The 24964-nt window shown below is 52.7% G+C and carries 28 protein-coding genes; 12 read left to right on the top strand and 16 right to left on the bottom strand.

Annotated elements, in window-relative coordinates; all coding sequences use genetic code 11:
- Positions 1-216: a hypothetical protein gene (locus NEA10_RS15755; RefSeq protein ID WP_206043994.1), complete on the bottom strand. Its 216-nt coding sequence runs from the start codon at positions 214-216 to the stop codon at positions 1-3.
- Positions 217-764: 548 nt separating this feature from the next.
- Here NEA10_RS15755 and fmdA point away from each other — a divergent pair.
- Positions 765-1952: a formamidase gene (gene fmdA, locus NEA10_RS15750; protein WP_252662270.1), complete on the top strand. Its 1188-nt coding sequence runs from the start codon at positions 765-767 to the stop codon at positions 1950-1952.
- Positions 1953-1956: 4 nt separating this feature from the next.
- A complete protein-coding gene (locus tag NEA10_RS15745; RefSeq protein ID WP_252662268.1) occupies positions 1957-2232 on the top strand; it encodes an FmdB family zinc ribbon protein in 276 nt (91 codons plus the stop codon).
- Positions 2233-2326: 94 nt separating this feature from the next.
- On the opposite strand, the gene NEA10_RS15740 is transcribed toward NEA10_RS15745, so the two are convergent.
- The 7 genes from NEA10_RS15740 to NEA10_RS15710 all read right to left on the bottom strand — a co-directional run bounded on the left by NEA10_RS15740 (position 2327) and on the right by NEA10_RS15710 (position 9748).
- The gene (locus NEA10_RS15740) at positions 2327-2728 is read right to left on the bottom strand and encodes an MAPEG family protein (protein ID WP_252662267.1); all 402 of its coding nucleotides are present in this window, start codon (positions 2726-2728) and stop codon (positions 2327-2329) included.
- 40 nt (positions 2729-2768) lie between these two features.
- Positions 2769-4298 carry an anthranilate synthase component I gene (trpE, locus tag NEA10_RS15735; protein WP_252662265.1) on the bottom strand — a complete coding sequence of 510 codons (1530 nt, stop codon included), beginning with the start codon at positions 4296-4298 and terminating at the stop codon, positions 2769-2771.
- A gap of 183 nt (positions 4299-4481) precedes the next feature.
- Positions 4482-4910 carry a photosystem I reaction center subunit II PsaD gene (locus NEA10_RS15730; RefSeq protein ID WP_252662263.1) on the bottom strand — a complete coding sequence of 143 codons (429 nt, stop codon included), beginning with the start codon at positions 4908-4910 and terminating at the stop codon, positions 4482-4484.
- 232 nt (positions 4911-5142) lie between these two features.
- Entirely contained in the window at positions 5143-7212 is a 2070-nt protein-coding gene (locus NEA10_RS15725) for a DICT sensory domain-containing protein (RefSeq protein ID WP_252662261.1), read from the bottom strand.
- Positions 7213-7447: 235 nt separating this feature from the next.
- Positions 7448-8614 carry an 8-amino-7-oxononanoate synthase gene (gene bioF, locus NEA10_RS15720; protein WP_252662259.1) on the bottom strand — a complete coding sequence of 389 codons (1167 nt, stop codon included), beginning with the start codon at positions 8612-8614 and terminating at the stop codon, positions 7448-7450.
- A 21-nt stretch (positions 8615-8635) separates the two neighbouring features.
- A complete protein-coding gene (locus tag NEA10_RS15715; RefSeq protein WP_252662257.1) occupies positions 8636-9352 on the bottom strand; it encodes a GUN4 domain-containing protein in 717 nt (238 codons plus the stop codon).
- A gap of 30 nt (positions 9353-9382) precedes the next feature.
- Positions 9383-9748, bottom strand: a complete 366-nt coding sequence (locus NEA10_RS15710) for a single-stranded DNA-binding protein (protein ID WP_252662255.1) — start codon at positions 9746-9748, stop codon at positions 9383-9385.
- A gap of 275 nt (positions 9749-10023) precedes the next feature.
- Here NEA10_RS15710 and NEA10_RS15705 point away from each other — a divergent pair, with 275 nt between their 5' ends.
- The 6 genes from NEA10_RS15705 to glmS all read left to right on the top strand — a co-directional run bounded on the left by NEA10_RS15705 (position 10024) and on the right by glmS (position 16052).
- Positions 10024-11031, top strand: coding sequence for a rod shape-determining protein (locus tag NEA10_RS15705; protein ID WP_252662253.1), 1008 nt, complete (start codon positions 10024-10026; stop codon positions 11029-11031).
- Positions 11032-11071: 40 nt separating this feature from the next.
- Positions 11072-11875 (top strand): rod shape-determining protein MreC, encoded by an 804-nt coding sequence (mreC, locus tag NEA10_RS15700; RefSeq protein ID WP_252662251.1) that lies wholly within the window; start codon positions 11072-11074, stop codon positions 11873-11875.
- A 16-nt stretch (positions 11876-11891) separates the two neighbouring features.
- Positions 11892-12491 carry a rod shape-determining protein MreD gene (mreD, locus tag NEA10_RS15695; protein ID WP_252662249.1) on the top strand — a complete coding sequence of 200 codons (600 nt, stop codon included), beginning with the start codon at positions 11892-11894 and terminating at the stop codon, positions 12489-12491.
- A gap of 95 nt (positions 12492-12586) precedes the next feature.
- Positions 12587-13480 carry a CoB--CoM heterodisulfide reductase iron-sulfur subunit B family protein gene (locus NEA10_RS15690; protein ID WP_252665376.1) on the top strand — a complete coding sequence of 298 codons (894 nt, stop codon included), beginning with the start codon at positions 12587-12589 and terminating at the stop codon, positions 13478-13480.
- Between the two features lie 219 nt (positions 13481-13699).
- Positions 13700-13945 (top strand): photosystem I iron-sulfur center protein PsaC, encoded by a 246-nt coding sequence (psaC, locus tag NEA10_RS15685; RefSeq protein ID WP_159783213.1) that lies wholly within the window; start codon positions 13700-13702, stop codon positions 13943-13945.
- Between the two features lie 205 nt (positions 13946-14150).
- Positions 14151-16052 carry a glutamine--fructose-6-phosphate transaminase (isomerizing) gene (glmS, locus tag NEA10_RS15680; protein ID WP_252662247.1) on the top strand — a complete coding sequence of 634 codons (1902 nt, stop codon included), beginning with the start codon at positions 14151-14153 and terminating at the stop codon, positions 16050-16052.
- Positions 16053-16088: 36 nt separating this feature from the next.
- Here the strand turns inward: glmS and NEA10_RS15675 are convergent, their stop codons facing one another.
- From NEA10_RS15675 to NEA10_RS15665, 3 genes are all read right to left on the bottom strand, one after another.
- Positions 16089-16541 (bottom strand): ExbD/TolR family protein, encoded by a 453-nt coding sequence (locus NEA10_RS15675; protein ID WP_252662245.1) that lies wholly within the window; start codon positions 16539-16541, stop codon positions 16089-16091.
- Positions 16538-16981 carry an ExbD/TolR family protein gene (locus NEA10_RS15670; protein ID WP_252662243.1) on the bottom strand — a complete coding sequence of 148 codons (444 nt, stop codon included), beginning with the start codon at positions 16979-16981 and terminating at the stop codon, positions 16538-16540. The genes NEA10_RS15675 and NEA10_RS15670 overlap by 4 nt, the downstream gene beginning before the upstream one ends.
- Before the next feature lie 98 nt (positions 16982-17079).
- Complete coding sequence (locus NEA10_RS15665) at positions 17080-17790, bottom strand: MotA/TolQ/ExbB proton channel family protein (RefSeq protein WP_252662241.1); 711 nt, start codon at positions 17788-17790, stop codon at positions 17080-17082.
- 264 nt (positions 17791-18054) lie between these two features.
- Between NEA10_RS15665 and NEA10_RS15660 the strand changes: the two genes are divergently transcribed.
- The 3 genes from NEA10_RS15660 (at position 18055) to NEA10_RS15650 (ending at position 20561) form a co-directional block, all read left to right on the top strand.
- Positions 18055-19095 carry a Fe(3+) ABC transporter substrate-binding protein gene (locus tag NEA10_RS15660; RefSeq protein WP_252662239.1) on the top strand — a complete coding sequence of 347 codons (1041 nt, stop codon included), beginning with the start codon at positions 18055-18057 and terminating at the stop codon, positions 19093-19095.
- A gap of 171 nt (positions 19096-19266) precedes the next feature.
- A complete protein-coding gene (locus tag NEA10_RS15655; RefSeq protein ID WP_252662237.1) occupies positions 19267-20064 on the top strand; it encodes a hypothetical protein in 798 nt (265 codons plus the stop codon).
- Positions 20061-20561, top strand: a complete 501-nt coding sequence (locus tag NEA10_RS15650) for a pentapeptide repeat-containing protein (protein ID WP_252662235.1) — start codon at positions 20061-20063, stop codon at positions 20559-20561. The genes NEA10_RS15655 and NEA10_RS15650 overlap by 4 nt, the downstream gene beginning before the upstream one ends.
- On the opposite strand, the gene plsY is transcribed toward NEA10_RS15650, so the two are convergent.
- Entirely contained in the window at positions 20558-21253 is a 696-nt protein-coding gene (gene plsY, locus NEA10_RS15645; RefSeq protein ID WP_252662232.1) for a glycerol-3-phosphate 1-O-acyltransferase PlsY, read from the bottom strand. The two genes, NEA10_RS15650 and plsY, sit on opposite strands and share 4 nt — an antisense overlap.
- A 90-nt stretch (positions 21254-21343) precedes the next feature.
- Positions 21344-21751, bottom strand: coding sequence for a response regulator (locus tag NEA10_RS15640; RefSeq protein ID WP_252662230.1), 408 nt, complete (start codon positions 21749-21751; stop codon positions 21344-21346).
- A 264-nt stretch (positions 21752-22015) separates the two neighbouring features.
- On the opposite strand from NEA10_RS15640, the gene NEA10_RS15635 reads away from it, so the two are divergent.
- Positions 22016-22216: a hypothetical protein gene (locus NEA10_RS15635; RefSeq protein WP_252662228.1), complete on the top strand. Its 201-nt coding sequence runs from the start codon at positions 22016-22018 to the stop codon at positions 22214-22216.
- Between the two features lie 20 nt (positions 22217-22236).
- Here the strand turns inward: NEA10_RS15635 and NEA10_RS15630 are convergent, their stop codons facing one another.
- From NEA10_RS15630 to NEA10_RS15620, 3 genes are all read right to left on the bottom strand, one after another.
- Positions 22237-22767, bottom strand: a complete 531-nt coding sequence (locus NEA10_RS15630; protein WP_252662227.1) for a hypothetical protein — start codon at positions 22765-22767, stop codon at positions 22237-22239.
- Positions 22768-23099: 332 nt separating this feature from the next.
- Positions 23100-23315 (bottom strand): hypothetical protein, encoded by a 216-nt coding sequence (locus tag NEA10_RS15625; RefSeq protein ID WP_252662225.1) that lies wholly within the window; start codon positions 23313-23315, stop codon positions 23100-23102.
- Between the two features lie 182 nt (positions 23316-23497).
- The gene (locus NEA10_RS15620; RefSeq protein WP_252662222.1) at positions 23498-24949 is read right to left on the bottom strand and encodes a bifunctional orotidine-5'-phosphate decarboxylase/orotate phosphoribosyltransferase; all 1452 of its coding nucleotides are present in this window, start codon (positions 24947-24949) and stop codon (positions 23498-23500) included.
- Between the last annotated feature and the right edge of the window lie 15 nt (positions 24950-24964).

The raw sequence follows: 24964 nt of genomic DNA, 5'->3' as shown, positions 1-24964 counted from the left end.
CTAGGCAACCCGCAGGTCGTTGACGACTTTCACCTGTCCTCGGAGGACAGAGCGTAGTAGGCGGTTTGCAGAACGGCGATCGCACTCATCCAGATTCTCATCCAAGGTGGCTGCTAGAAGACCATAGCGATCCGAAAGGGTGAGGGTTCCGGTGTCGGTGACGGAGGCGAGGATGGCAGAGATGGCGCCGGGAATCAGTTGAACTTGAGGAATCATGATGTCTTTGGCTGAACTCGATACTCTTATTATGGCTGGCCGATCCAGTTCTTACCGTGACCGAATCGGGTCAATCTCCGTGATTCTACAGAGGATATTGTGTGACCCAGGACAGGGGTTAGGGGTGACACCCATCACCAGCGATCGCCCCCAACCCGGCCCCACTGTCCTTCCAGCCGCCCCTTTTTTTGTCATTATTTCCTGACATTTTGCCCCGCCTTTAGACTCATTCTCACGTACGTGAGCCTTGAGGTTACTTTATTTATCAAGGATTCGACCCTAGCATCTAAAACTCATTCTCATTCTCAGATATCTCTCTCATGGAGTTCTCTTCCAGAAGAGGCAGCAATTTGTATCAAATGTAACAAGAAGCACGTAGCAAAGCGTTTAAGTTGATTCCACACTCAAAAACACCTCGACCTAACTTGACAGTAACGTCAAAAAAAATCACCTAGAAATTTCATATCTAAACGGCTGCTTCAACTTGAGTCTTAACGATAACGCGATTAAGACTCGGGTTAAATCCCATTAACTTACTCAAGGTAATCATGCCCGAAACTCTCTTTAAAGTCGATTTAACCAAGCCAATGAATGAACAGGAATTGCCCGGTCATAACCGCTGGCATCCTGACATTCCTGCCGTCGTCTCCGTCAATCCCGGTGATGTCTTTCGCATCGAATGTAAAGACTGGACCGATGGACAAATTAAAAATAACGATGACCCCAGCGACATTCGCGATGTCAATTTAAACGTTGTTCATGTCCTCAGTGGTCCGATTCATGTCAACGGCGCAGAACCGGGAGATATCCTCGTCGTTGATATCCTAGATATCGGGGCCTTAGCGGGAGATGAATGGGGCTTTACCGGTATCTTTGCCCGCAACAATGGCGGTGGGTTTCTAACCGACCATTTCCCCGAAGCCGCTAAAGCCATTTGGGATTTACAGGGAATTTACACCCAGTCTCGCCATATTCCTGGGGTTCGTTTCGCCGGAATTACCCACCCCGGCTTAATCGGCTGCGCCCCCTCCCACGAACTCCTCGCGGAATGGAATCGCCGGGAAAAAGCCCTCGTTGACAAAGGGGGCCCAGCCTGGAAGCCAGAGATTCCGCCCCTGGCTGCCCTTCCCAACCCCGAAAATGCGATCCTAGGGACCCTTCCCGCCTCAGAGTTTGACCGGGTTGCGGCGGAAGCGGCGCGAACCGTTCCTCCTCGGGAACATGGAGGAAACTGTGATATCAAAAATCTCTCGCGGGGGTCTCGGATTTACTTCCCGGTTTATGTGGATGGTGCCAAACTCTCCATGGGGGATATTCACTTTTCTCAGGGAGATGGGGAAATTTCCTTCTGTGGTGCCATTGAGATGTCGGGCTATATTGATCTCCATGTGGATATCATTAAGGGCGGGGTTGAGAAGTACAGCATGGTTAACCCCATTTTTAAACCCGGTCCCGTGGAACCTCACTATTCCGAGTATCTCATTTTTGAAGGAATTTCCGTAGATGAGTTTTCGGGAGAACAGTATTATTTAGATGCCCATGTCTCCTATCGCCGGGCTTGTTTGAATGCCATTGAATACCTGAAGAAATTTGGCTTTACCGGGGAACAAGCCTATCTCCTCCTCAGTTGCGCCCCGGTGGAAGGTCGCATTAGTGGCATTGTGGATATTCCCAATGCCTGCTGCACCCTGGCCCTGCCCACGGCGATTTTTGACCAAGATATCCTACCCCATTAAGTCCATGCCCCTCTACGAATATCGCTGCCCTGAATGTGGGGAGTTTGAGGCCTGGCGCACCATCGCCAATCGCGACCAAGCCCCCGCCTGTCCTGACTGTGATGGCCCCTCGGCCCGAATTTTTGCCGCCCCAATGGTAAATCTGAATACGGGCAATCTGGGTCGCTTTACGGGCAATTCAGAACCCAAATTGGTGACGCGACAGCGGGAAGCGAATCAACCTCGCTATCAACCCTCCCGCTGCGATCGCCCTTGGATGTTAGGCCACGCCAAGTATTAGGGACCTTCATCCCCAAAATATCCCCAACTGCGACGGGCGCATCATGGAATTAACATGATGCGCCCGTCGTTGCTTGAGGAGTCGGCCCTGGCATCTAGAAGGTTTGATAGAGAGTCAAACCTACCCCAATCAAAGACCCCAGTAACAAGGCGATGGTCACCAAGGAACTAATCCCAAACCCGGCGGCCCGTTTTTCCGGCGCTTGATAATAGCCCCAAGCAAAGAGAATACGACCGATAACCCAGACCGCCCCTAAAGCGGCCCCCCAGATTTGACTCACAAACAGGGAAAACACCCACAGGGCCGGAATAAACAAGACAATCTGTTCTACCGTGTTCTGCTGCACCCGAAACACTCGCTCAAAATCGGGATTGCCTGAGATAGCTGGGGGAGAGACATTATATTTGAATCTGGCTCGTCCGACATTCAGAGTCACGACAAAATAGAGAATCAGGGCGGCGACGGTGACCAGGGCGGTCCAGGGGTATGAGAGCATAATCGTTTGGGGGGTTGCGTGAACAAGGAATGGGGGTTAGTTAACCCATGAGGGCACGAATGGCAACTAATAGGCCTCGCGCTTTATTTAAGGTCTCTTGATACTCCTTCTCGGGGTCAGAATCGGCGACTAATCCCGCACCCGCTTGTACCGAGACCGTATGTCCACCGAACTCGTTGGCATTGACGATCGCCGTGCGAATCGCGATCGCCGTATTCAACTGTCCTTCAAAATCATAATAACCATAGACTCCAGAATAAGGACCCCGGCGACTGGGTTCTAACTCCGCGATAATCTCCATGGCGCGAATTTTAGGCGCACCGCTGACGGTTCCGGCGGGGAAACAGGCTTTTAACAAATCCCAGGCCGATTTCGAGGGAGCCAGTTTTCCCACCACATTACTGACAATGTGCATCACATGGGAGTAGCGTTCCACCACCATCAACTCATCAACAGTAACACTCCCTTGTTCACAGACGCGGCCCAAATCATTACGCCCCAAATCCACCAACATGACGTGTTCCGCCACTTCCTTGGGGTCTGCCAATAAATCCGCCGCCAGTTCTGCATCCTCCCGGGCCGTCTTCCCTCGCGGACGTGTTCCGGCGATGGGCCGTACCGTCGCCAGGCGGGTTCCGTCGTCGAGGCGATCGGCTTTGACCATCACCTCAGGACTCGAACCGATCGCCTGCCAAGACTTAAAGTTGAAATAGGCCATATAGGGGGAGGGGTTAATCAGGCGAATTGAGCGATAGAGGGAGAAGGGGTCCCCCTTAAACTCGGCCGATAACCGCTGGGAGATGACCACTTGGAAAATATCCCCCGCTTTAATATAGTCTTTCGCCTGACGGACACTCTCACAGAACTGCTCCCGGCCCGTATTGCTGCGTGTAGCTAGGGGCTGATCCTCATTCAGATGAGGCGGGGTCCATTCCAGCATGGTCTCCTCACTGCTGAGGGGATGTTGTAACTTATCCACCAAAGCCGAGACGCGATCGCAGGCCTGGGAGTAGGCGGCGTCTACATCCACCTCAGGGTCCCGTAAATCCGCATAGGCGATCGCCCAAATCTTGCGTTTCACCTGATCGAACACCAACAGGTTATCCACCTGCATCCAAACCCCATCGGGTAAATCCTCCTCCTGAGGCGGATGCACCGGAACACGAGGTTCAATCCAATGAATTAACTCATAGCCCCAAAAGCCAAACAGTCCCCCAATTCCCGAGGGGAGTTCCGGCAACTTCACCGGCTGATAGGGGTTCAGACAGTCCTCGACAATGTCAAAGGGATTGCCCTCAAAGCGATCAACCCGGCCATCGCGATGATGTTGCAGGGTTTGCGAACCATGGGTTTCCAGCACCCAGAGGGGATTGCAGCCCAAAAAACTATAGCGGCCAATGCGTTCTCCCCCTTCGACTGACTCCAGCAAAAAGCTATAGGGTTGACCGGCACAGACTTTATACCAGGCCGACACGGGGGTATCCAAGTCCGCCACCCACTCCTGATAGACCGGGACAAAATTTCCCGTTTTTGCCAGTTTACGAAATTGCTCTAAATCAGGAAATATCACAGGTTTCAAGCGTGAAGAGTTGAAGAGTATTGGTGGCGATCGTTGCCCCGGTCAGTTCCCATCCCGTTACCGACGCTCTTACTCCGACAGCCAAGACCGCCCAAAGAGAAAGAGAATGCAGATGCTAACACATTCTACATTCTCTGGGAACAAAACTTAACGTCCGAGACAATCGGAACCGGTTTAGGCCGTGTAGGGCTGCTTACCGCTGAACTTGAGTTTGGCGGGTTCGGGGTTTTTGCCGATACTGCGATCGATGGTGTTGACCATGGGACGACCTTCGTTCACTTTCTCGGGGAACACACCATCTTTGGGATGCAGGTATTCCATTTCACCGTTGGGGAAAATCCGATAGATTTTAAAATCTTCCAGTTTCGGCTTGAACTTCGTCCGCAGTTGGGTTCCCAGGGCCAGACACTGTTCCTTACGGGCCAAGTACAAGAGGTTGTCACCTTCGTGCATGATAGCTGCGCCACCGGTGGGCATCTCAAACACTTGCTGTTTGGGGCTGCTCCAGGTGATAGCATACTTTTCTTCACGTTCGGCTGCGGAAAGCAAACCGCCGGTGCTGCCACCAAAAATCGGAGTTTTTCCAGTCAGTTCTTCTGCCATAAGTTTAAATTGAACGAGATTAAAGAGCTTGATCGGCATCCTATCACTGCTGCGGGGAAAGGTGAGCCATCTCGTCAATAAATGTAACAGTTTGTTAGGGAAGAGGGGGGAGGGGGGAGGCAAGAGGCAAGAGAGAACCACGGAGTCACGGAGGACACAGAGGACAAACCCGAGAGCGATTCCTCCCTTTTGTCTGCCCCGACCGTGAAGGGGATTTTTCGCCCCTACTGGTTTAACGCGATCGCCGGGATTTAGGCGGGGCAGAGAGACCTTTGACGGCGGTGGATGAGGCCCCCCGTGGGGTGGCTTCGTCTTCCGTGGGAATCGTGAAATGAAAGCGGCTGCCGCAATCTTTGCCTTCCGATTCCGCCCAAACTTGTCCGCCCCAGCGTTGAATCGCTTGACGACAGATGGCTAAGCCTAAGCCGGTTCCCCCAGTGGTACGCCGTAGGGCCCCTTCTTCCTGATAAAACCGCTCGAAAATGTCCTCCACTCGTGCCGGTTCAATACCGCGTCCGGTATCGGCTACGGTCACTTTCAGCAAGCGATAGCCCATGGGGGTAGCCCGGATAGTAATTGAGCCGCCGCCGGGGGTGAACTTACAGGCATTATCAAGGAGTTTGCCCAGCACTTGCACTAGCCATTCTCCATCGGCCTGAACGAGGGGTAAATCTGGGGGAATATCCACAATCAACTCTGGCAGTGATTCGCCGCCGTAACGAGCCTTGACCCCACTCATGGCCAAATCGATACATTCGTCTAACGAGAGCGGTTCTAAATTCCACTCCACCCGGCCACTTTCAAAGCGAGAGAGGGTGAGGAAGTCTTGCACCAGTTCCCGCAGTCGTTCAGCATCGACGAGGGCAGTGTTGAGCATGACTTTCTGTAACTCAGCGGGCATATCTGGCTCGCTGGCTAGACTTTCTAAGCAAATCTGAATAGTCGAGAGGGGGGTGCGTAACTCATGGCCGGTGATGGCAATCAGGTTACTGCGAGTCCGTTCTAGGGCTTCGAGTTGTTGATTGAGGTCTTCGAGGTAAGCGTAAGTTTCTGCTTGAATTAAACCGGTCCCCATCTGAATGGTGATGGTGTTGACGAGAGCCACCTCATCATCTGACCAATGATGGGGGCATCCTTGACAGTGGTGCAACTCCAAAATTCCTAGGAGTTTACCCCGGTAGAGAATCGGCATCATCAGCCAAGCCCCGATTTTCCAGCGTTGAGCCTGTTGGTTGAGCCAATCTTGGGCATTTGGCTGTTGAAGTAGCCTGGCAAGGCTCTCCATACGGGTATTGAGGGGGTCGTCCGTGTCCTCTAGAAACACTCCCGATTGCCGTTCAATGGCTTCTTGAAATAAGGGGTTATCCACGAGGGCCCAGGTCTCACCGACTAAGGACTGAATACCAGGAGCCGCATACTCATGGACGATGGTGGCTGTAGCGTCGGTTTCCTTGCAGCGGTAGACGAGACAACGGCAGACATTTAAGGCCTTGCCTAATTCTCCGACAGCCACTTTGAGGATTTCCTGGGGGTCTAGGGATTGGCGAATGGCGGTGGTGATGGAATTCACCAGTCGCTCTTGTTCTTCTTGAGCGGCAATGGAGCGATAGGCTTTGAGGAGTTTGTATTGTCCTGCTTGTAGGTAGGTAATCAGTCGCTCGGCGAAGGGACCGGGGTTCATCCCTAAACCCTCCTGAGTTATGGGAACTTGGGGTTCAGGAGGACGGTCATTGATGCCGTAATCGCGACGGGCTTGGGCGATTTTCTCGGCGAGTTCGGGGCGGTAGTGGACAATTCGCTTGAGGAGCTGTCCCGCTACAAAACAGCTAACATCACGGTCAAAACTCCAAATTCCCTCGAATCGTCGCGCTGTGTCGATTTCTAGCTGGGTTTGCCCCAGCCAGCGGCTTTCTCCTTCGGGAATGTCCCCTTCTTGACAGACGAGACAGGTTCCATAGTTACGACCGAGAACCACGAGGTTCCATTCTTGGCTTAGGGGTTCGTCGGGGTTGAAGGCGATGGTTTCATACTGGCCGGAATGATTGCTGAAATCACTTTCAGGGGCAGCCAAGACGTAAACCTGGTTCGTGGCTTGGGCGATGCGACTGTATCGATTCGCTTCAAGACGATAGAAGCGTTCCTGTTGGAAGGTCGCGATCACCAGCGGGGAACTGTCTCCCGCTAAGACCTGATCCTCCATGGCGTGGGAGAGGGCGATGAGGGACGATTTGAAGTAAGTTTGCGATCGCAGTTGAGGCTGCGCTTGCCGCAAGTCCTCCAAAACGGACGTTTTGACATTCATGGATGTGTAACCGTTTGGCGTGTGGCATCCGCTTGTCGTTATCGGTGAGGAAACAGCGAACGGTGAACAGGAAATCGGGATCGGTGGACGGTTACCGTCTGGTTTGACAGCCGGGGTAACGAGGTTCACTTAAAACGGGGACGATCCAGCTATGCCCCATGGGGGTGACGGTCTACCGTTTGTAATCATTTGTATAATCTAGCTTAGCGGAAAGCGTCCCCCTCACGGGAGGGGATCACAGGACTAGACTGTGTAGAGCCTCACCTAGGCGATCGAGATGCTGGGATTCATGGCTGGCCATGAGGGTGATTCGTAAACGACTGGTGGGAACGGTGGGCGGACGCACGGCGCAGACAAACAGTCCGGCCTCTCGCAAGGCCTGCCCTGAGGCCATAACATGAGCAGCATCCTTGACTTGAATACAGAGGATGGGCGATTCGCTGGGCAGGAGTTGACTTTTTTGCGGAAGTATGTTAAGCAATTTTTTTTTGAGATACGCCTGATGCTGCCGCAGTTGTTCTCGGCGTTGAGGTTCCTGCTCCACGATGGCGATCGCAGCCAGGGCGGCAGCGGTGTCGGCGGGGGAGAGTCCGGTGGTATAAATCCAAGTAGGGGCGCGGTTGCGGAGATAGTCAATTAGGGCCGCGTCACCGGCGACATAGCCCCCGAGGCTCCCCAGGGCTTTACTCAGGGTTCCCATCTGAACCAAGGGGCGATCGCCCGCCTTAAAATAATCGACAGTTCCCGCTCCCCGAGACCCCAGCACCCCCGTCCCATGGGCATCATCAACAAGGAGCATACAATCATACTCCTCGGCTAAATCCAGCAGTTGCGGCAGGGGGCAGAGGTCTCCATCCATACTGAACACCCCATCGCTCACAATTAGTCCTCGTCGGAACTGAGGTCGCTGTTGCTGTAACTGTTGTCGCAAGCTGTCTACATCCCGATGGGGATAGTCCCGCACCGTGGCACCGGAGAGGAGACTCCCTTGGCGTAAGCTGGCGTGATTATAGGCATCGGCAAAAATGACATCCCGAGGTCCCACTAGGGCGGTTAGAGTTCCCAAATTGGCGAGATAACCCGAACTAAAGACGATCGCATCGTCCGTCTGTTTCAACCGGGCGATCGCCTCTTCTAACTGCCGATGCAGGGGGCGATGACCACTCAACAACCGTGAGCCGGTACTCCCGGTGCCATACTCCCGCGTGGCGGCGATCGCGGCCTCAATCAGCCGTTCATCCCCCGCCAAGCCAAGATAGTCATTACTGGCAAAGTTGATGGCCGGGGTTCCATTGAGATTAACCTCGACCCCTCCTCGTCCAGAAATCGGCTGAACCTGTCGATACCAATTGGCCTTATGGATAGTGGTGAGCGATCGCTCAATCCAAGAATAGGAACTCATGAAATCGTTACGTTAAGACGTTTAAATCCCCCCATCATGGCTCGGGGGGAAACGGGCCATCCAGTGATCTAGAAGCTCGGCGGCGGTAAACCCTCCCACGCCGTAACAAGACCGTTTACGCCAGGGAAGAATGGGAAAATGACCCCGAGGTGCATCCCCCTGACTGTACAAGTCATCGTAATAGAGCCAAGTGCCCTGCGATCGCCAACCAACGCGATCGCAGAACTGACTGTACTGGCCAGCACTCTCCCACCAAATGTCAGCCTGCACCGACCACCCGAGAGCGCCCTGGCTATAGCTGTACCACAACTCATCTAAGGCCTGTAACTCCTGCTGAGGAAAATTAGCAATCTCCTCGGGTTCTAACCAGAGGCGTTCCCCCACCTGAGCCACCTCCAAAATCCGTTGCCAAGTCCAGCCATCTGCCTCTCGCCAATTCTGTTGCGAGAGATAGGTCGCTAAAGGAGAATAGAGCCAGTCAGAGTCTGAGGGTTGCGTTGGCCAGGTCAACATCTGCTGACGTTGTTCCAAGTCAAACAACCGTTGTTCCAGCATTGCCAAGCGTCGATTGAGGGTAACCTCTTGGTCTAGCCGTTGCCAGAGCGATCGCCCCCAGTAGAGATGGCTGGGGTTTTCGGCGATCGCCCCTCGGGACTCCGGGGTCACGTCCCAGCCACAACGGGGACAACTCAGCCAGTCCTCCTGACAATCAGTTCCACAGATGGGACAGGGAGACATTCAAACGTTATTGGGGATCACCCCCAGAGCTTAGAACTCATCATCTTCAAAGGTATCAAGTCCAGACGTATCCCGATCGCCTTTGGACCCCAGGAGTTCGAGGCGATCGACGCTAATCACCGGTTTAGAGCGAGGAACATTAGTATTGCGGTCTTGCCAATGCTCGAACTTCAAGGATCCCTTAACCCCAATCAAACTGCCCTTACGGACATAATTTGCGGCGGTCTCAGCTTGCCTATTCCATAATTGCAAATTAAACCAATCCGGCTTATCCGTTTTGTTGGTCGGGCGATTCACCGCCAAAGTCAGATTACAGACGACGGCGCCTGATTCAAAATACTTGACGTCGGGATCTGTTCCCACCCGACCCACCAGAGTGATTACGTTGAGCGTCATGGAAAATTTGTTGAATGATACATCAACCCCATTTTAACCCCGATTCACCTCCAAGGAAGGCCAGATTTTATCCCGAGCAAAACCCAAAAGCGCGTATGATGAGGCGTAACCCAATTCAGGCAGAGACACTAGACGGAACCCACGACCATGGTATAGAATCCACCTCGGTCATCGTAAACATTTCCTCAACTATCTCTGCGAACACAAGCGTATTCTAAACTGGGAGGGCACAGGCGCGCGTGGCAAATTTAAGTCGCTTCTCACTCTCTAGAGACATGGGTATCGACCTAGGGACAGCAAACACCCTGGTCTATGTCTCTGGAAAAGGCATCGTTCTACAAGAACCATCGGTGGTCGCCATCGATCAGGACGATAAACTTCCCCTAGCCGTAGGGGAAGAAGCTAAGCAAATGCTCGGTCGAACTCCGGGAAATGTGGTAGCACTACGTCCCCTGCGGGATGGTGTCATCGCTGATTTCGATACCGCTGAGTTAATGCTCAAACACTTCATTCGGCAAGTCCACGGTGGACGAACCGGACTGGTGGGTCCGCGGATTGTCATCGGCATTCCCAGCGGCGTCACCGGGGTTGAACGACGGGCGGTTATGGATGCAGCCATCCAAGCTGGGGCGCGGGATGTGCGCCTGATTGACGAGCCGATCGCTGCGGCGATTGGGGCCGGGCTTCCCGTGGCTGAGCCAACCGGAAACATGATTGTTGATATTGGCGGCGGGACCACCGAAGTGGCGGTCTTGAGTTTGCAAGGAATCGTTTTGAGTGAGTCAGTCCGGGTAGCCGGGGATGAACTCAGCGACTCCATCACCCAATACATGAAAAAGGTTCATAACCTTGTGATTGGGGAAAGAACCGCCGAAGAAATTAAAATTCAGGTGGCCTCGGCTTATCCCACTCAGGAAGACGAGATCATCATGGATGTCCGAGGGTTACACCTCCTATCCGGGCTACCCCGTACCGTGACCATCAAAGGTCCCGAAATCCGTGAAAGTATGTCAGAACCCTTGTCGGTGATTATCGAGGCCGTTAAGCGGACTCTGGAGCGTACACCTCCGGAACTGGCAGCAGACATTATCGATCGCGGTATCATGTTGGCCGGTGGGGGCGCCCTACTGCGAGGACTGGACACCCTCATCAGCCATGAGACGGGGATTGTTACCCATGTAGCACCCGATCCTCTCAGTTGCGTGGTCTTGGGAACAGGACGGGTGTTGGAGAATTTCAAACAACTCGAACGGGTCTTCCGAGGTCAGTCTCGATCGCTCTAAAGCCACCCATATTAACAACGGACAGCACAGGAGGAAGCTATTGTACGTCTTGCGTCGTTGCTGGCAACGCTATCGAACCCTGGGGCTGTTGGCTACATTGGCCATCGGCTCCGCTTGGGTCTTTCGTCAGACGGATGGGGCGATCGTCTTTGAGCTGTATCAGCGGGTCTCTCTCCCCTTTCAGACAGACGAAGTTCGCGAGCAGGAACTGGTCAACGCCCGTGTGCTTGAACTCCAACAGCGCTTAGTTGAAGTCAATCAAGAAAACCTTCAACTGCGAGAATTGTTGTCCTACGAGCCACAAGCCCAGCCAGAGCCAACCTTTGCCCCAGTCATTGGCCGCAGTGCTGACCGCTGGTGGCAACAGATTCTTCTGGGTCGTGGCCGTAAAAGCGGTCTGGCTGTGGATGATATTGTGATGGCTCCAGGCGGCATTGTGGGGCGTATTGTCAGTGTTACTGATGAAACGAGTCGTGTCTTGCTCATCAGTGATCCGAGTAGTTCTCTGGGGGTGACCGTGGGCCGCTCCCGAGAAATGGGAGTCTTACGAGGGAAAGGCTCTGATCGGGCAGTCGTAGAATTTTTTGAAAAAGTTCCCGATGTTGAGGAAGGAGATGCAATTCTCTCATCTCCCTATAGTCAGCGGTTTACCTCTGGCTTACCCATCGGAACGGTTGTGGCGGTGAATTTAAACGCCAGTCCAGCCCCCCAGGTGGAGATTGAAATCTCCGCTCCCCTCAGTTCTCTAGAATGGGTGATGGTTTATCCGAAACCCTCTGTTCCCCTACCCACGGAGTCCGCAGAACCGATTGATCCCCTTGGCGAGAACCTTCAAATCGACTAATGACTTTCCTGCGCTTATGCAGCCTGACCTACGCCCGGTTCGTGCTACGGGCTTGACGCCACCTCCCCCAGTGGGTTGGCAAGCCATCCGTCAGCGTCTACTATCCTGGACGCTGACGGTTTTGTCGGTGTTGCCCTGTCTTCTCCTACTCCCGGCTCGTTTTCCCGGAATGGAGTTGTTGGGAATCGCCCCGAATTGGTTGTTAGTTTGGGTGGTGGCCTGGAGTATTAAACGCTCCATGTGGGAAGGGGCTGTGGCAGGTGTGGCTCTGGGGCTGTTACAAGATGGTATGAGTGCTGGGGTCCCAACTCATGCTATTAGTTTGGGAATAGTGGGCATCCTCACGGCTCGCCTACAACGAGAACAGGTGGTTCAGGACGATATCATCTCAGTCTTGTTGATTGTTTTTGGGATGACGGTGGTGGGGGAAACGGTTCGTGCCATCCAGTTTAGTCTCTATGGTTGGCGTTTGCCCGATGGGACACCGTTTTGGAGTTTTGAGGAAATTTGGCGCTATTATCAGCAGGTTGCCCTCGGTTCGGCGGTGTTAAATAGTTTATGGTCGCCGGTGATTTATTATCCCCTGAATTTGCTTTGGGAACGTCGGTTTAAGTAGGGGCAAGGTTGTTGGCGCAAATGCGATCGCCGACGGTGCGCTTGGGCCAGCAATTAGGGACAATGGGGGAGGAGAACGCTTACCCGGCAACTGTCATGCTTAAATATGCTTATTTCCCTGGTTGTGTAGCTCAGGGAGCCTGTCGTGAACTGTACGAGTCTACGGCGGCGTTGACGCAAGCCCTTGATATTGAACTGATTGAACTTAAACGGGCCGCCTGTTGCGGTTCGGGGACGTTTAAAGAAGAATCGGCCCTGCTTGAAGATACGGTGAATGCTCGCAATATCGCCCTGGCTGAAGAACTGAACCTGCCTTTGCTCACCCATTGCAGTACCTGTCAGGGGGTGATTGGACGGGTGGATGAACGTTTAAAGACCGCTCAGTCTGATCGCCCTGAGTATGTTGAGCAAATCAACACTCTCCTCAGTCAAGATCACTGTTCCCCCTACCGGGGCGCAACGGAGGTTAAACATCTCCTCTGGGCGATCGTGGGGGATTATGGTCTTGAGGCACTGCAACAGCGGGTTACACGCCAGCTCAGGGGTCTCAAATGTGCGGCCTTCTATGGCTGCTACATCCTTCGCGCCCAGAGTCATCTCCCCTACGATGACCCCCATAACCCCCAATCGATGGAAAACGTCTTTCGCACCCTCGGCGCTACCCCCATTGAGTATGGAGGACGCACTCAATGCTGTGGCTGGCCCCTCTCCAGCTACGCCACGGAACAGTCCTTCCAGATGGCGGGCACTCATTTACAAGCCGCTCTTGACGCGGGAGCAGATTGTATGGTAACCCCTTGTCCCCTCTGCCATCTCAATTTGGACTCCCGACAGCCGGATGTGGAAACGGTCATGGGCCGGAAACTTGGCTTACCGGTACTACATTTGCCCCAACTGATCGCTCTAGCTCTCGGGATTGATCCCAAGATGCTGGGGTTAGATCGCCATATGGTATCAACTCGTCCGGTCTTGGCAAAATTGGGGTTGTAATCCCTCACAAGCCTGATGGAGAAAGGGCTGTAACTGTTTTGCTTGGGACTTCCGAAATGTCAAGTTTGTTAAAGTTTTGCTGCATTTTGTCATCCCAGCTCAAGTGACACGATAGACTAGCCCATAATCCAAAGGTCGCTGATTGACAGAATTTTTCATTTTGCCAATCCGACAATAATCAAAAACCAGTCGCAGAGCATTCGTTTGGAGTAATCTTCAATGTCTCATTCGGTAAAAATCTATGACACCTGCATCGGCTGCACTCAGTGCGTCCGTGCTTGTCCCCTAGACGTGTTGGAAATGGTGCCTTGGGATGGCTGTAAAGCTGGCCAAATCGCAACCTCTCCCCGTACGGAAGACTGCATCGGTTGCAAACGTTGTGAAACGGCTTGCCCGACAGACTTCTTGAGCGTCCGAGTCTATCTTGGTGCGGAAACCAGCCGCAGCATGGGTCTAGCTTACTAACGAACATCCATTGAACATCTGTTTAATGTGATCTTCCATTCGTCTAAACGGGGGTGCGATCGCACCCCTTTTTTGCTGGGGATATAACGGAGTTCTCCCAGACTATCCGGAGGGGCGAGTGGGTTGCCTGTCAAAAGGTCTCAAGTTTTGCTAAGTTCATAAGCCAAGTCCGGTTGATCAACGGGTTCGTCAGGAGTGAGCGTATATGTGTGGAATCGTCGGCTATATCGGAATGCAGCCTGCCAGCGAGATCTTGTTGGCTGGCTTGGAAAAACTGGAATATCGAGGCTATGACTCGGCGGGAATCGCTACGGTTAACGACCATCAGGTTAACTGCGTCCGGGCTAAAGGAAAACTCCACAACCTGCGCCGCAAACTCGACGGAGAGGAGAACCCAGCGCAACTGGGCATTGGTCATACCCGCTGGGCGACTCATGGGAAACCCGAAGAATATAACGCTCATCCCCACCTGGATGTCTCCGGGCGCATTGCTGTAGTTCAAAATGGCATTATCGAAAACTATCGGGAACTGCGAGCGGACTTACAGGCTAAAGGCCATCTGTTTAAGTCCGATACAGATACCGAGGTCATTCCCCATCTGATTGCTGAATGCCTCAAGGTTCCTGAGCCAGCTGCCCCGGCGACTGTCACCTCTTCCCCCTTTCTCGAAGCCGTGCGCCAGGCGGTGAATCGCTTACAGGGCGCCTTTGCCATCGCTGTCATCCATGCAGACTATCCCGATGAGCTGATTGTTGCCCGCCAACAGGCTCCCCTATCAATTGGCTTTGGCCAGGGAGAATTTTTCTGCGCCTCGGATACCCCTGCCCTGATTCCCCATACTCGGGCGGTTTTAACCTTGGACAATGGGGAGATGGGCAAACTGACTCCCCTAGGGGTTGAATTGTATAATTTCGAGGGCGATCGCCTCAAGAAAAGCCCCCGTACTCTCACCTGGAACCCCATTGTGGTGGAAAAACAGGGGTTCAAACATTTCATGCTCAAGGAAATCTACGAGCAGCCGGGAGTGGTGCGGGTGTGTTTAGAGGCCTATACCAACAGCACCTGGGAAGCGGGCCAAACCACGCCACCGGTTAATCTGGATCTAGACCCAAGTCTCTATCAGGACTTGCAACATATCCAAATCTTGGCCTGTGGAACCAGTTGGCACGCGGCACTGGTGGGAAAATACCTACTCGAACAGTTGGCAGGGATTCCCACGATGGTTCAATACGCCTCGGAGTTTCGTTATGCTCCCGCACCCCTGATGGCTAATACTCTGGTGATTGGGGTAACGCAGTCGGGAGAAACGGCCGATACTCTGGCGGCCTTGGCGATGGAACAGGAGCGACGGGCGAATTTAGAGCCACAATTTAGTCCGCGTCTACTGGGAATTACCAATCGCCCGGAATCTTCTCTGGGCAATTTGGTGGACAATATCATCGATATCCATGCGGGAATTGAGATTGGGGTGGCGGCGACGAAAACGTTTGTGGCCCAGGTGATGGCGTTTTATGCCCTGGCGTTGGAATTAGCCTACCGTCGGCACACTCTGCCTGAATCCCGGATTGAGGAGATTTTAGTCGGGTTACGACAACTCCCAGGACAAATTGAGTTGGTCTTGGAGAGTCAGGAACGCTATATCGAAGAATTGGCCCATGAGTTTGGGGAAACACAAGATTTTATCTTCCTCGGCCGGGGGATTAATTTCCCCATCGCCCTCGAAGGGGCCTTGAAACTCAAGGAAATTAGCTATATCCATGCTGAGGGCTACCCCGCTGGGGAGATGAAACATGGCCCGATTGCCCTGTTGGATGCCAAAGTGCCGGTGGTGGCGATCGCCATGGCCGGTTCAGTCTATGACAAGGTTCTGTCCAATGCCCAAGAGGCTAAGGCCCGGGATGCTCGGCTGATTGGGGTCACTCCGATGGACGAGAAGGAGGCGGAGGAAACCTTTGATGACTTGCTCCCAGTGCCCGTGGTTGAGGAACTGCTCTCGCCGATTTTGGCGGTGATTCCGCTGCAATTGTTGGCCTATCATATCGCCGCTCGGCGCGGCTTGGATGTGGATCAACCCCGCAACTTAGCGAAATCTGTCACGGTGGAGTAGTTACCCGTAGCCTGATTGGGGCCGGTTGATTCAGGCTTAACGGCTCTCACCCGAACCAATGACCAAGGAAACCCGATCGCCCCCAATTTCCTTAAGGGCGGTTAGGGTTTCAATCACGGTTTCATAGGCAACATCCCCGGATACCCGCAGATAAACCCGGCGATGGGGAGACCGTTGCAAATAACCGGGCACTTGTTCGAGGAGTTGGGCTTTCTCGATGGGGCGATCGTTGGCGAAGAGTTGTCCTCCCTCTTGCAAAACCACCTGAAGAAACTCCCGTTCTTCAGGGGAGTCTGGCTCGGTTTCAGGTGTCTCGATATCTAGCGCCTCCGCCTCTTGCGGTAGGCGAACCCTGAGATGCTGTCCCTCTTCAGCCAGGTTGGCGGCGACCGCGACAAAAAAGGCCAACACCACCAACATGACATTGAGCATGGGGGTAATTTCCAGTTCTGGAATCTCGTCTCGGGATGAGTTTTGTCGAAATTTCATTGCCCGATGCCGGATTCGTGAACAACTAAGAGAACCCGATCGCCCCCCACATCAACCATTTGGCTTAATAACTCATCCACTTGACGATAATTTAATTGGCGGTCAGCACTTAAACGCACTTCGGACTGAGGGTGGGTTTCTAGGAAGGTGGCGATCGCCCGCAAAAATTCCTCTCGCTCAACGACGTTCCCATCTATTAATACTTGCCCATGACGATTCAGACCGGCTTCAAAGGTGGGTCTATCCTGGGGTGTATCCAAATCGAGAGCATCATTTTCCTCGGGAGATGCTGAAGTTTCCGGTAGCTCTAAATCAGCAATGACCTGTCCTGTGAGTGACATGGTTAAAATTACAAAAAAGGTTAACACCGACATTAAGACATCAATCATCGGCACTAAGTTAATCCCTGGAATTCTACTCCGTTTAGCCTTGTTTTTCATCAATTTTACTCAATTCTCTCGGTTCCTCATCTTTAAAACTTGTGTTTCAAACTCCAGAAAAAATGCATTGCAAATCTACAGATTTTCATAAAAAGCACTTAAGGCTCTAGAACCTTCGCTGTTGTTAATAAATTCGGTATGGGGTGATTTGGCTCATACCAAACCTCACGATAAATCAGTTCCAACTCACTGCCGACTTCGGCAAAATAATCCATCTGTTGTGATTGTAGACTGACCAAAACGCGAAACACCAACAGGGCAAAAATTGCCACCATCATCCCGGCGGCCGTGGTCGTGAGGGCTTCCCCAATTCCCGAAGCAGCCTGAGTGGCTTCAGCACTGGAGCCCCCACCGCCAACATTAAGATTGTTAAAGGTACGGATTAGACCGGTGACAGTTCCCAACAAGCCCAAGAGGGGAGCTAGGGCAATAATGGTTTCGAGGAGTTTATCTCCTCGTCGCATTCGCGCAAACTCTTTATCCGCCGTGGCTTCCATGGCTAAACGGAAGGTTTCTGGACTCGGCCGCCGTAGTTTGAGCGGGGCCAGGAGAAAACGCCCAATGGCCAAATGTCGCGCATATTCGGCAATTTCCCGAGCTTTAGCCAAATCCTCAGCCGCTGCATCGAGGACATCTCGCACAATGCGATCTTCTTGAATTAACAGCCGAATCCAAAACAAGCCTCGTTCTAGAGCTGTGGTTAAGGTGAGAATCGACAGGAGTAACAGAGGGAACATCACTGGCCCCCCTTTGAAAACCTCATCAAGGAGCCGTGGGGTTTCAGTGAGCAGTAGGAGCGATTGGAGCATGGCTAGAGCGCGATGGATAACCCTTAGATGATAATCTCTTGCAATTATCTGACACAAGTGCTTCAATAACCTGTAGACTATTGCAGGTTATTTGCAATAAAGACTAAAACTCAAGGTGACTCCCAGTCAACTGCCCAGCAGACTTGATGTTGATAGTCGGACGAAATAAGACAGATAAACGAGCAAAACTTATTGCTGTGATTCAATCTTGCCTCAATCATCGTCCATGTTTCATTGTCTATTATTTCAGTGCCATAGATATCAATGACAACTAAGATTTCCAGGCGAACCTTTTTTGTGGGAGGAACCGCCCTCACCGCTCTCGTAGTGTCCAACTTACCGCGACGGGTCTCGGCTCAAACTCGGACCCTAAATCTCTACTCGTCACGGCATTATGACACTGATGATGCCATTTACGAGGCCTTCGGAGAGGTAAACCTGATTGAGGCCAGCTCCGAAGAACTGATTGAGCGGATTCAGAGTGAGGGGGCCAACAGCCCAGCGGATGTTTTGTTGACCGTCGATGCGGGTCGCTTGTGGCGTGCGGAACAGGCGGGCCTCTTCCAACCGGTGCGTACCCCCAAACTGGAGGAACGGATTCCTGCTAGCCTGCGCCACCCTGATGGCCTGTGGTATGGCTTTACCCAGCGAGCGCGGGTGCTGTACTACAGTCGCGATCGCGTCAACCCGGCCGATTTATCCACCTTCGAAGCGTTAGCGGAGCCCCAATGGCGAGGTAAGATCCTGACTCGCACTTCCAGTAATATCTATAATCTCTCCTTGACCGCCTCGCGCATTGCCATCCATGGAGAGTCTGAAACCCGCCGCTGGTTAAACGGCTTGGTTGGTAATTTTGCTCGGGAGCCTGAGAGTAATGATACCGGGCAAATTCGCGCTGTTGCTGCTGGAGTGGGGGATGTGGCGATCGCCAATAGCTACTACTTCATTCGTCTGCAAAAATCCACAGACCCAGCGGATCAGGAGGTGGTGGAAAAGGTGGCGCTGTTTTTCCCCAATACCGGCCCGGGAGAGCGGGGCACTCCTGTCAACATCAGTGGCGCAGGCGTGCTACAAAATGCCCCCAATCGTGAGGCTGCGATCGAATTCCTAGAGCATCTGGCCAGCGATGAAATTCAGCGCGAGTTCGCTTCGGCGAATAACGAATACCCAGTGGTAGACGGAATTCCCATCGATCCAGTTCTAGCAAGTCATGGCGAGCTACAACCGGACCCGCTCAATGTTGCCGACTTGGGTCGCTACCAACCCGATGCCGCTCGTCTCATGGATGAAGCGGGCTGGCGATAATGCTAATGAGTTTGAATAAGGGTTTTAAGTTTGTGACCTCTTATTGCATATACCTTGCATATAGGAGGTAAAACGCGATATCGTTCTGGATGGGTAAAACACCGTACTCAAGTTCAAGGGAGTACGGTGTTTTTGTTGCCAGCTTCTGTTTCGACCCGTTTATTAAATTCCATGTGGTACCCCTCCTGGCATCAGTTAAAATTTCCCTTAGCCTTTGTCTGTGCCTCAGCCATCCATGGGGGGCTGTTGTGGTTACCCATGCCTCCAGCGGCGATGGAACTCGGATCAATGCCCCCACAGTCGGCGGAGTCTTCCCAAGAGGCGATCGCCACCATTCCCTTGGCTGATTTAACACCAGCGACCCCCGAACTCACTCCTGAACCCACTCCCGAACCCACTCCCGAACCCACTCCCGAACGTATCCCAGACCGCACGCCCCCCCCACGACCCCAACCCACTCCAGTCCCAGAGGCCCCAAGGCAAGCCGTCACACCCCCCCCGCAACCCCAACCCACTCCCGACTTGGATGCGAAGACCCTTGAGCCAGAAGAACCCACTCTAGACTTAGATGCGAAGACCATTGAGCCAGAAGAACCCACTCTAGACTTAGATGCGAAGACCATTGAGCCAGAAGAACCCACTCCTGAACCTACTGAGCCAAGAGGGGAACTCATCGCCGGGATTCCTCACCTCGAGGGCGCTCAGCCAGGCTGTCGTGGCTCAGATGATTGCCACTTGATGGCAGGGACCACGGTGCGAGCAGTCACTCAAGACTTACAGGCACGGTTAGAGGCTCAAGGCTTTAATTTTCGTTTGAGTTTTATCGATACGGGGATACGAGTGTATGAGATCTCTCGGCCGGATCAGCCGGCCCAATTTCTTCATATCGCGGGGGAGAATGCCGGACAAGATACGTTTTATATTCTCTCCCCACAACAACTTACCTTAGAGGAACTTCAATCACGATGAATTCTAAACAACTCGGTCCAGGACTACTGCTGCTGAGTGCCTTGAGCCTGATGGCTTGCAATCCGCAGGCGAATGAGATTGACCCTTTGTTGCAGTTGCAAGAAACTGGGGAATGCCTCAATTGCAATCTGGCGGGGGCGGATTTACGGGAGTTTGATTTAGAAAATGCCCGTTTGAATCGCTCAGACTTGTCGGGGGCGAATTTGTCGGGAATGAATTTGCGGCGGGTGTTATTGGATCAGGCTAACTTGACGGGAGCGAATCTTAGTGGCTCGGATTTGACGGAAGCGGCCTTGACGGAGGCGAGTTTAGTGGGGGCAGATTTGAGTGAGGCAAATTTAGAACGGGTGTTTCTGCGTAATGCTGATTTGACGGGAGCTAGCTTAAGGGGGGCTAATCTAACTCGCACCAATCTAACGGCGGCGGATCTGACGGATGCGGATTTGGAGGGAGTTCAGTTTGAGGAAACGGTTATGCCCGATGGTGAGCGGCGTTAGTCGCTGGCTTGCACTTGTTGGCCCAGGCGCGGTTCAGTTCCGTCAAGGAGGCGATCGATATTGGCTCGATGGCGAATGAGGACGTAGGCGGTGGCGGCGATCGCAAACAGACAGAAGGGGAGGGGTTGGTGGGTTCCAATCATCAAGACAGAGATGGCGATCGCCGACAACATGGAACTGAGGGAAACGATGCGCGAGAGGGCGATAATGGTGATAAATATTCCCAGGGTGGCTAAGCCGACTTGCCAGGAAAGGGCTAGGAGGACTCCCAAACTGGAGGCAACCGCTTTGCCCCCATTGGCAAGGTTGGGGTCTCGCCCGGGACCTAGTATCAGCCAGAGGGAGTTAGAATGACCAAAGAGGGCCGCCAGTCCCGCTAAGGTCATGATCCAAGGTTTCCAGATATCGAGGTCAATCCCTGGGGGAAAGAGGTGATAGAGATCCCCTAGGTAATAGACGCCTCGAACTAGGCTAATGGCCGCGATCGCCTTGCAGACATCGGCGCAGAGAACAAATAATCCCGCTCCCTTACCAACAACGCGCAAAACGTTCGTCGCGCCGGTGGAACCGGAGCCGTAGTGACGAATATCAATATTCTTTAAATGGTACGTGACCCAATACCCAGTCGGGATTGAGCCAAATAGATAGGCCGCAATAAGCAGCAAGGTATTGAGTCCCACCTCAAGAGCCATAGGTGACGGTCCGCGCGTGATGTCTGAGCCATTGTTGTTAGTCTCTATGGTATCAGAAACGGGGATCAGCGGCGGGTGGGGCTAAGATTTTTAGCCGGAGTCGTGATCGGCAATAATCTGTTTGATTTGTTGGACAAAGCCGACGTGATCCAAAATGGGCTTGGCGATATAGCCATCGGCACCACTGGCTTTGAGGAAGGTTTCGCGATCGCCCACCATGGCGTTGGCGGTAACGAGAATAACTGGCAGCTTGGCGGTTTCGGGATCAGCCTTCAGGAGTTGGGTAATACGGATCCCGTCGACGGATTCTCCTTGATAATGGCTATTTTTGAGGGACACATCCATTAAGACTACGGAAACTTCCCCGGAACGCACGATGTTGAGAACTTCCTCAACGTCTTCACTATGAATCGAGTCGAGTCCTCCCCGTCGCTTGAGAACCTTCTGAAACACCATCCAGTTGATGGGATCGTCTTCTACGACCAAAATCGTTGTCATGGCATTGTCCTTTTGTCGAGATGTGCCCCCGGTATCTCTGAAGATATTCTTGCGCTCTCAGGTGAAATCCGGATATCTCAGACATGACCGTCAAGTCTGACCTTCATCCCCCTGGAATTACTGTGATTCGAGGGTAGATGCGATCGGAATTACAGTATCGATGTGATCAATATCATGGTTAAACCCGATGGCGATCACAAAGCTTAAAAGAAAAATTGGCGACATTTGAACTGTAGCCGTCTATACAAATCGTTGAACTTATTGATGTTTACTTCAACAACGCCATCAGGTATAAGCCTAAGCGAGTTAGCCGCTCAGGTCTGGAATTCTGGAAAAATTTCCAGCCAGGAGCGGCAAGTGTTGCGATCGCTATTTCTGAACCATCTGCTGTCTGACGAAGAGATTGCAGCTATAGATCGGCTGCTCCATGCCATCCGCCGAGGCTGGATCACTGTACTGGAGTAGGTTTAAGCTTTTTTTGGAACTTAGATAAGAACCTGGGGTTTGGCTTGAGCCTGTTCAGCTTGGGCTCGTTTTTGTCTGGCTAACAGGTAGCGTTTCCAGAAGACCCGTACTGTACTGGGATTCACTCCCACCAACTGAGCTAGAAGGTCATGGGGAATTCCCCGCATTTCTCGGTAGGACAGCCACTGAGACAAGTGGCGCAAAATGAGGAAGGCCCGTCGAAATGATGAAGGCTCGTTGAGGATATCTTGAATGTCAGCGAGGCTTCCCATACGCTTTTGCAAGGCCTGCGATCGCTCCTGCTGGCTGTTGGGAGCATAAAAGCGCACCTTTCCCGCCACATGAATTCGGGTGCAGTCGATGTCGTAACAGCCTCCCACCAGAGACCCGGGTGGAATCCAGTCACAGTAAAATCCTTTCTGTAAAATCAGCCCCCCTTTGGAGTCGTCTGTTAGCGCTAGGATCTGACCACTTTTGAGCAAGGAAAGCGGCAGGCTAACGGCTAGGGCCCGCGTTGGCTGTTTCGAGGTTTGAGGAGCGTCTTTTGGCATCCCAAGCTACCTGAGTTAGGGTGTAAGATCTACTTCTGTTCTAGCCGATCGTGGTCAAAATAGCCACTACTTTTGCGTCTGTCAACCGTGAATTTACTCAAATCCTGCAATTTGAGCAAACTCTCGGGGGTTATGTTAAGTCCGATCTCACGGCCATACCCAGGTAAACCAAGACCATCAGGACTATTTCTCTATAAGTCTAAGGCTTTTTAAAGATTTGGTGAAGAGTTCATGTCGACGGGATCAAGGGTCAACGTCAGGGGCGATCGCCGTCTAGGAGACCCGATCTTGACCCTGGAACATTCGGGGTCTTGGGTAGATTTCGGAGGGCTTTAACCCAAACAGAGGTCTTCTACGATGCTGATTCTGCCCCGGATGACGGCCCGTAACAAGCGGTCAACAGCGCGACGGTCTACATCATCAAGGCTATCATCGAGGGTCGCGGCGAGCAGACCATAGCGATCGGCAAGTGTCAGATGACCCTGTTCTGCTGCCGAGGCAAGCATCGCTGGAATTGCACCAGGGATGAGTTGTAGTGAGGGTAGCATGATCATTGTGGGGGAGTCCTTGACTATCTCTAGTATTCAGGACTTGTCCTAATTCTGTGGTGATGACTCCACCCAAGGGAGGATGATCCTAAACACCGCTGACGATGATAGCCGTTACACTATCTCTGTGATACCCATCACAACTATTTTGAGTGACAAGATACACCCGGGGACTTTGGAGTTTATATAGAAGCTTGGTTGTGCAACAGAATATCAAGTTGAGAGATGTTGATTCGCTGGCAACTGTAGAGAGTATGGGCGATTTCAGAGATTTTCAAGACAGAATGTGGCTGATAGCCCTGTTTAATTAGACGAGTTTCAACTCCTTTTTCATGGTCAATCAAAACCACAATGTCTTGTACATTTAACCCCGCAGATTCGAGTTTTTGTGCCCCTTCAATGGCACTGTTGCCGCTAATTAAAATATCATCAACAACGACCACAGTTTCACCCGGATGAAACTCCCCTTCAATGAGACGACGAGTTCCATGAGCTTTGACTTCCTTGCGAGGAAAAATCATGGGATGATGTAATCGTAAGGAGAGTCCTGTGGCAGTCGGTAGGGAGCCATAGGGGATACCCGCGATGCGATCGAAGACGAGGGTCTCCAGGATCTCGCTATAGGCATTGAGAACCTGATGGAAGACCTGGGGATTAGAGATGATTTTGCGTAGGTCGATATAGTAGGCGAAGGTATCCCCAGAAGCTTGTACGTAGTCGCCGAACAGGATGCACTCAAGGTCGAACAGTTGCAAAATCAAGTCCCGATGGGGGTGGGATTCAGTTGATTGGGGAGCTGTCCAGAGCTGGCAACTCGTGCTGGTTTGACTGATGTCTTGGCGCACTTGGCTGACGTGATGGTTGAGCTGTTGTAACTTCTCGGGGAGATCTCGCTCCCGTAGCCAATCCTGGGGTACAGGTAATAGGAGACCATTGCCATGGCTATCTAAACCGGCTTGCAGGAAAGGGTTTAGGAGGGTGGTGTCTCCCCAAATACTGCGGGCCAAAATCAGTCGTTCTGGGGCTAGGGCCCGGATTTGTGCCAAACTCTCGGGGGTTGAGGTGCCGATCTCTAAGCCGAGCTGTTCTGGAGACCCCCAGGTTCGTGCTTCTTGCACGAGATGGTGGTAGAAGGGGAGTTGACCTTGGGGGTAGTCTTGGATGAGGCGAGCGGCAGGGTTCGAGGTACGACAAACGATAAAACTGGCTTTGTCTCCATAGAGGAGGAAGGGGGCGATCGCATCTTGACCGGCTAAGGGTGATAGGGTGACCGCATCCACATCCCAGTCTTGGAATAAGGTATAAGCCAAGGCCGTGGCCGTATTGAGGTCGCTATGCTTGGCATCGATAATAATGGGAAGATGGGAGGGGATGTGCTGTAAGACCTGCTGCAATAGCTCAAATCCAGCCGCTCCCAGGGCTTGGTAAAAGCCTAAACTGGGCTTATAGGCGCAGACCTGGTCGGCGGTTTGCTCGATAATCGTCCGTAGCCAGGTCTCCAAGGCCTCAATCGTGTGACTCTGGCTCAATGGTTGGGCTCCTGGCATCATTTCTGGGTTGGGGTCCAGCCCGACCACGAGTAAACTACTGTTTTGGGCGCTCGAACGGTTGAGTTTCTCAAAAAATCCAGTCATAGTTGGTTGCAATCG

The organism is Phormidium yuhuli AB48 (genome assembly GCF_023983615.1).
GTDB classification, from domain to species: domain Bacteria; phylum Cyanobacteriota; class Cyanobacteriia; order Cyanobacteriales; family Geitlerinemataceae; genus Sodalinema; species Sodalinema yuhuli.
This window is presented reverse-complemented; position numbering and strand designations above follow the sequence as displayed.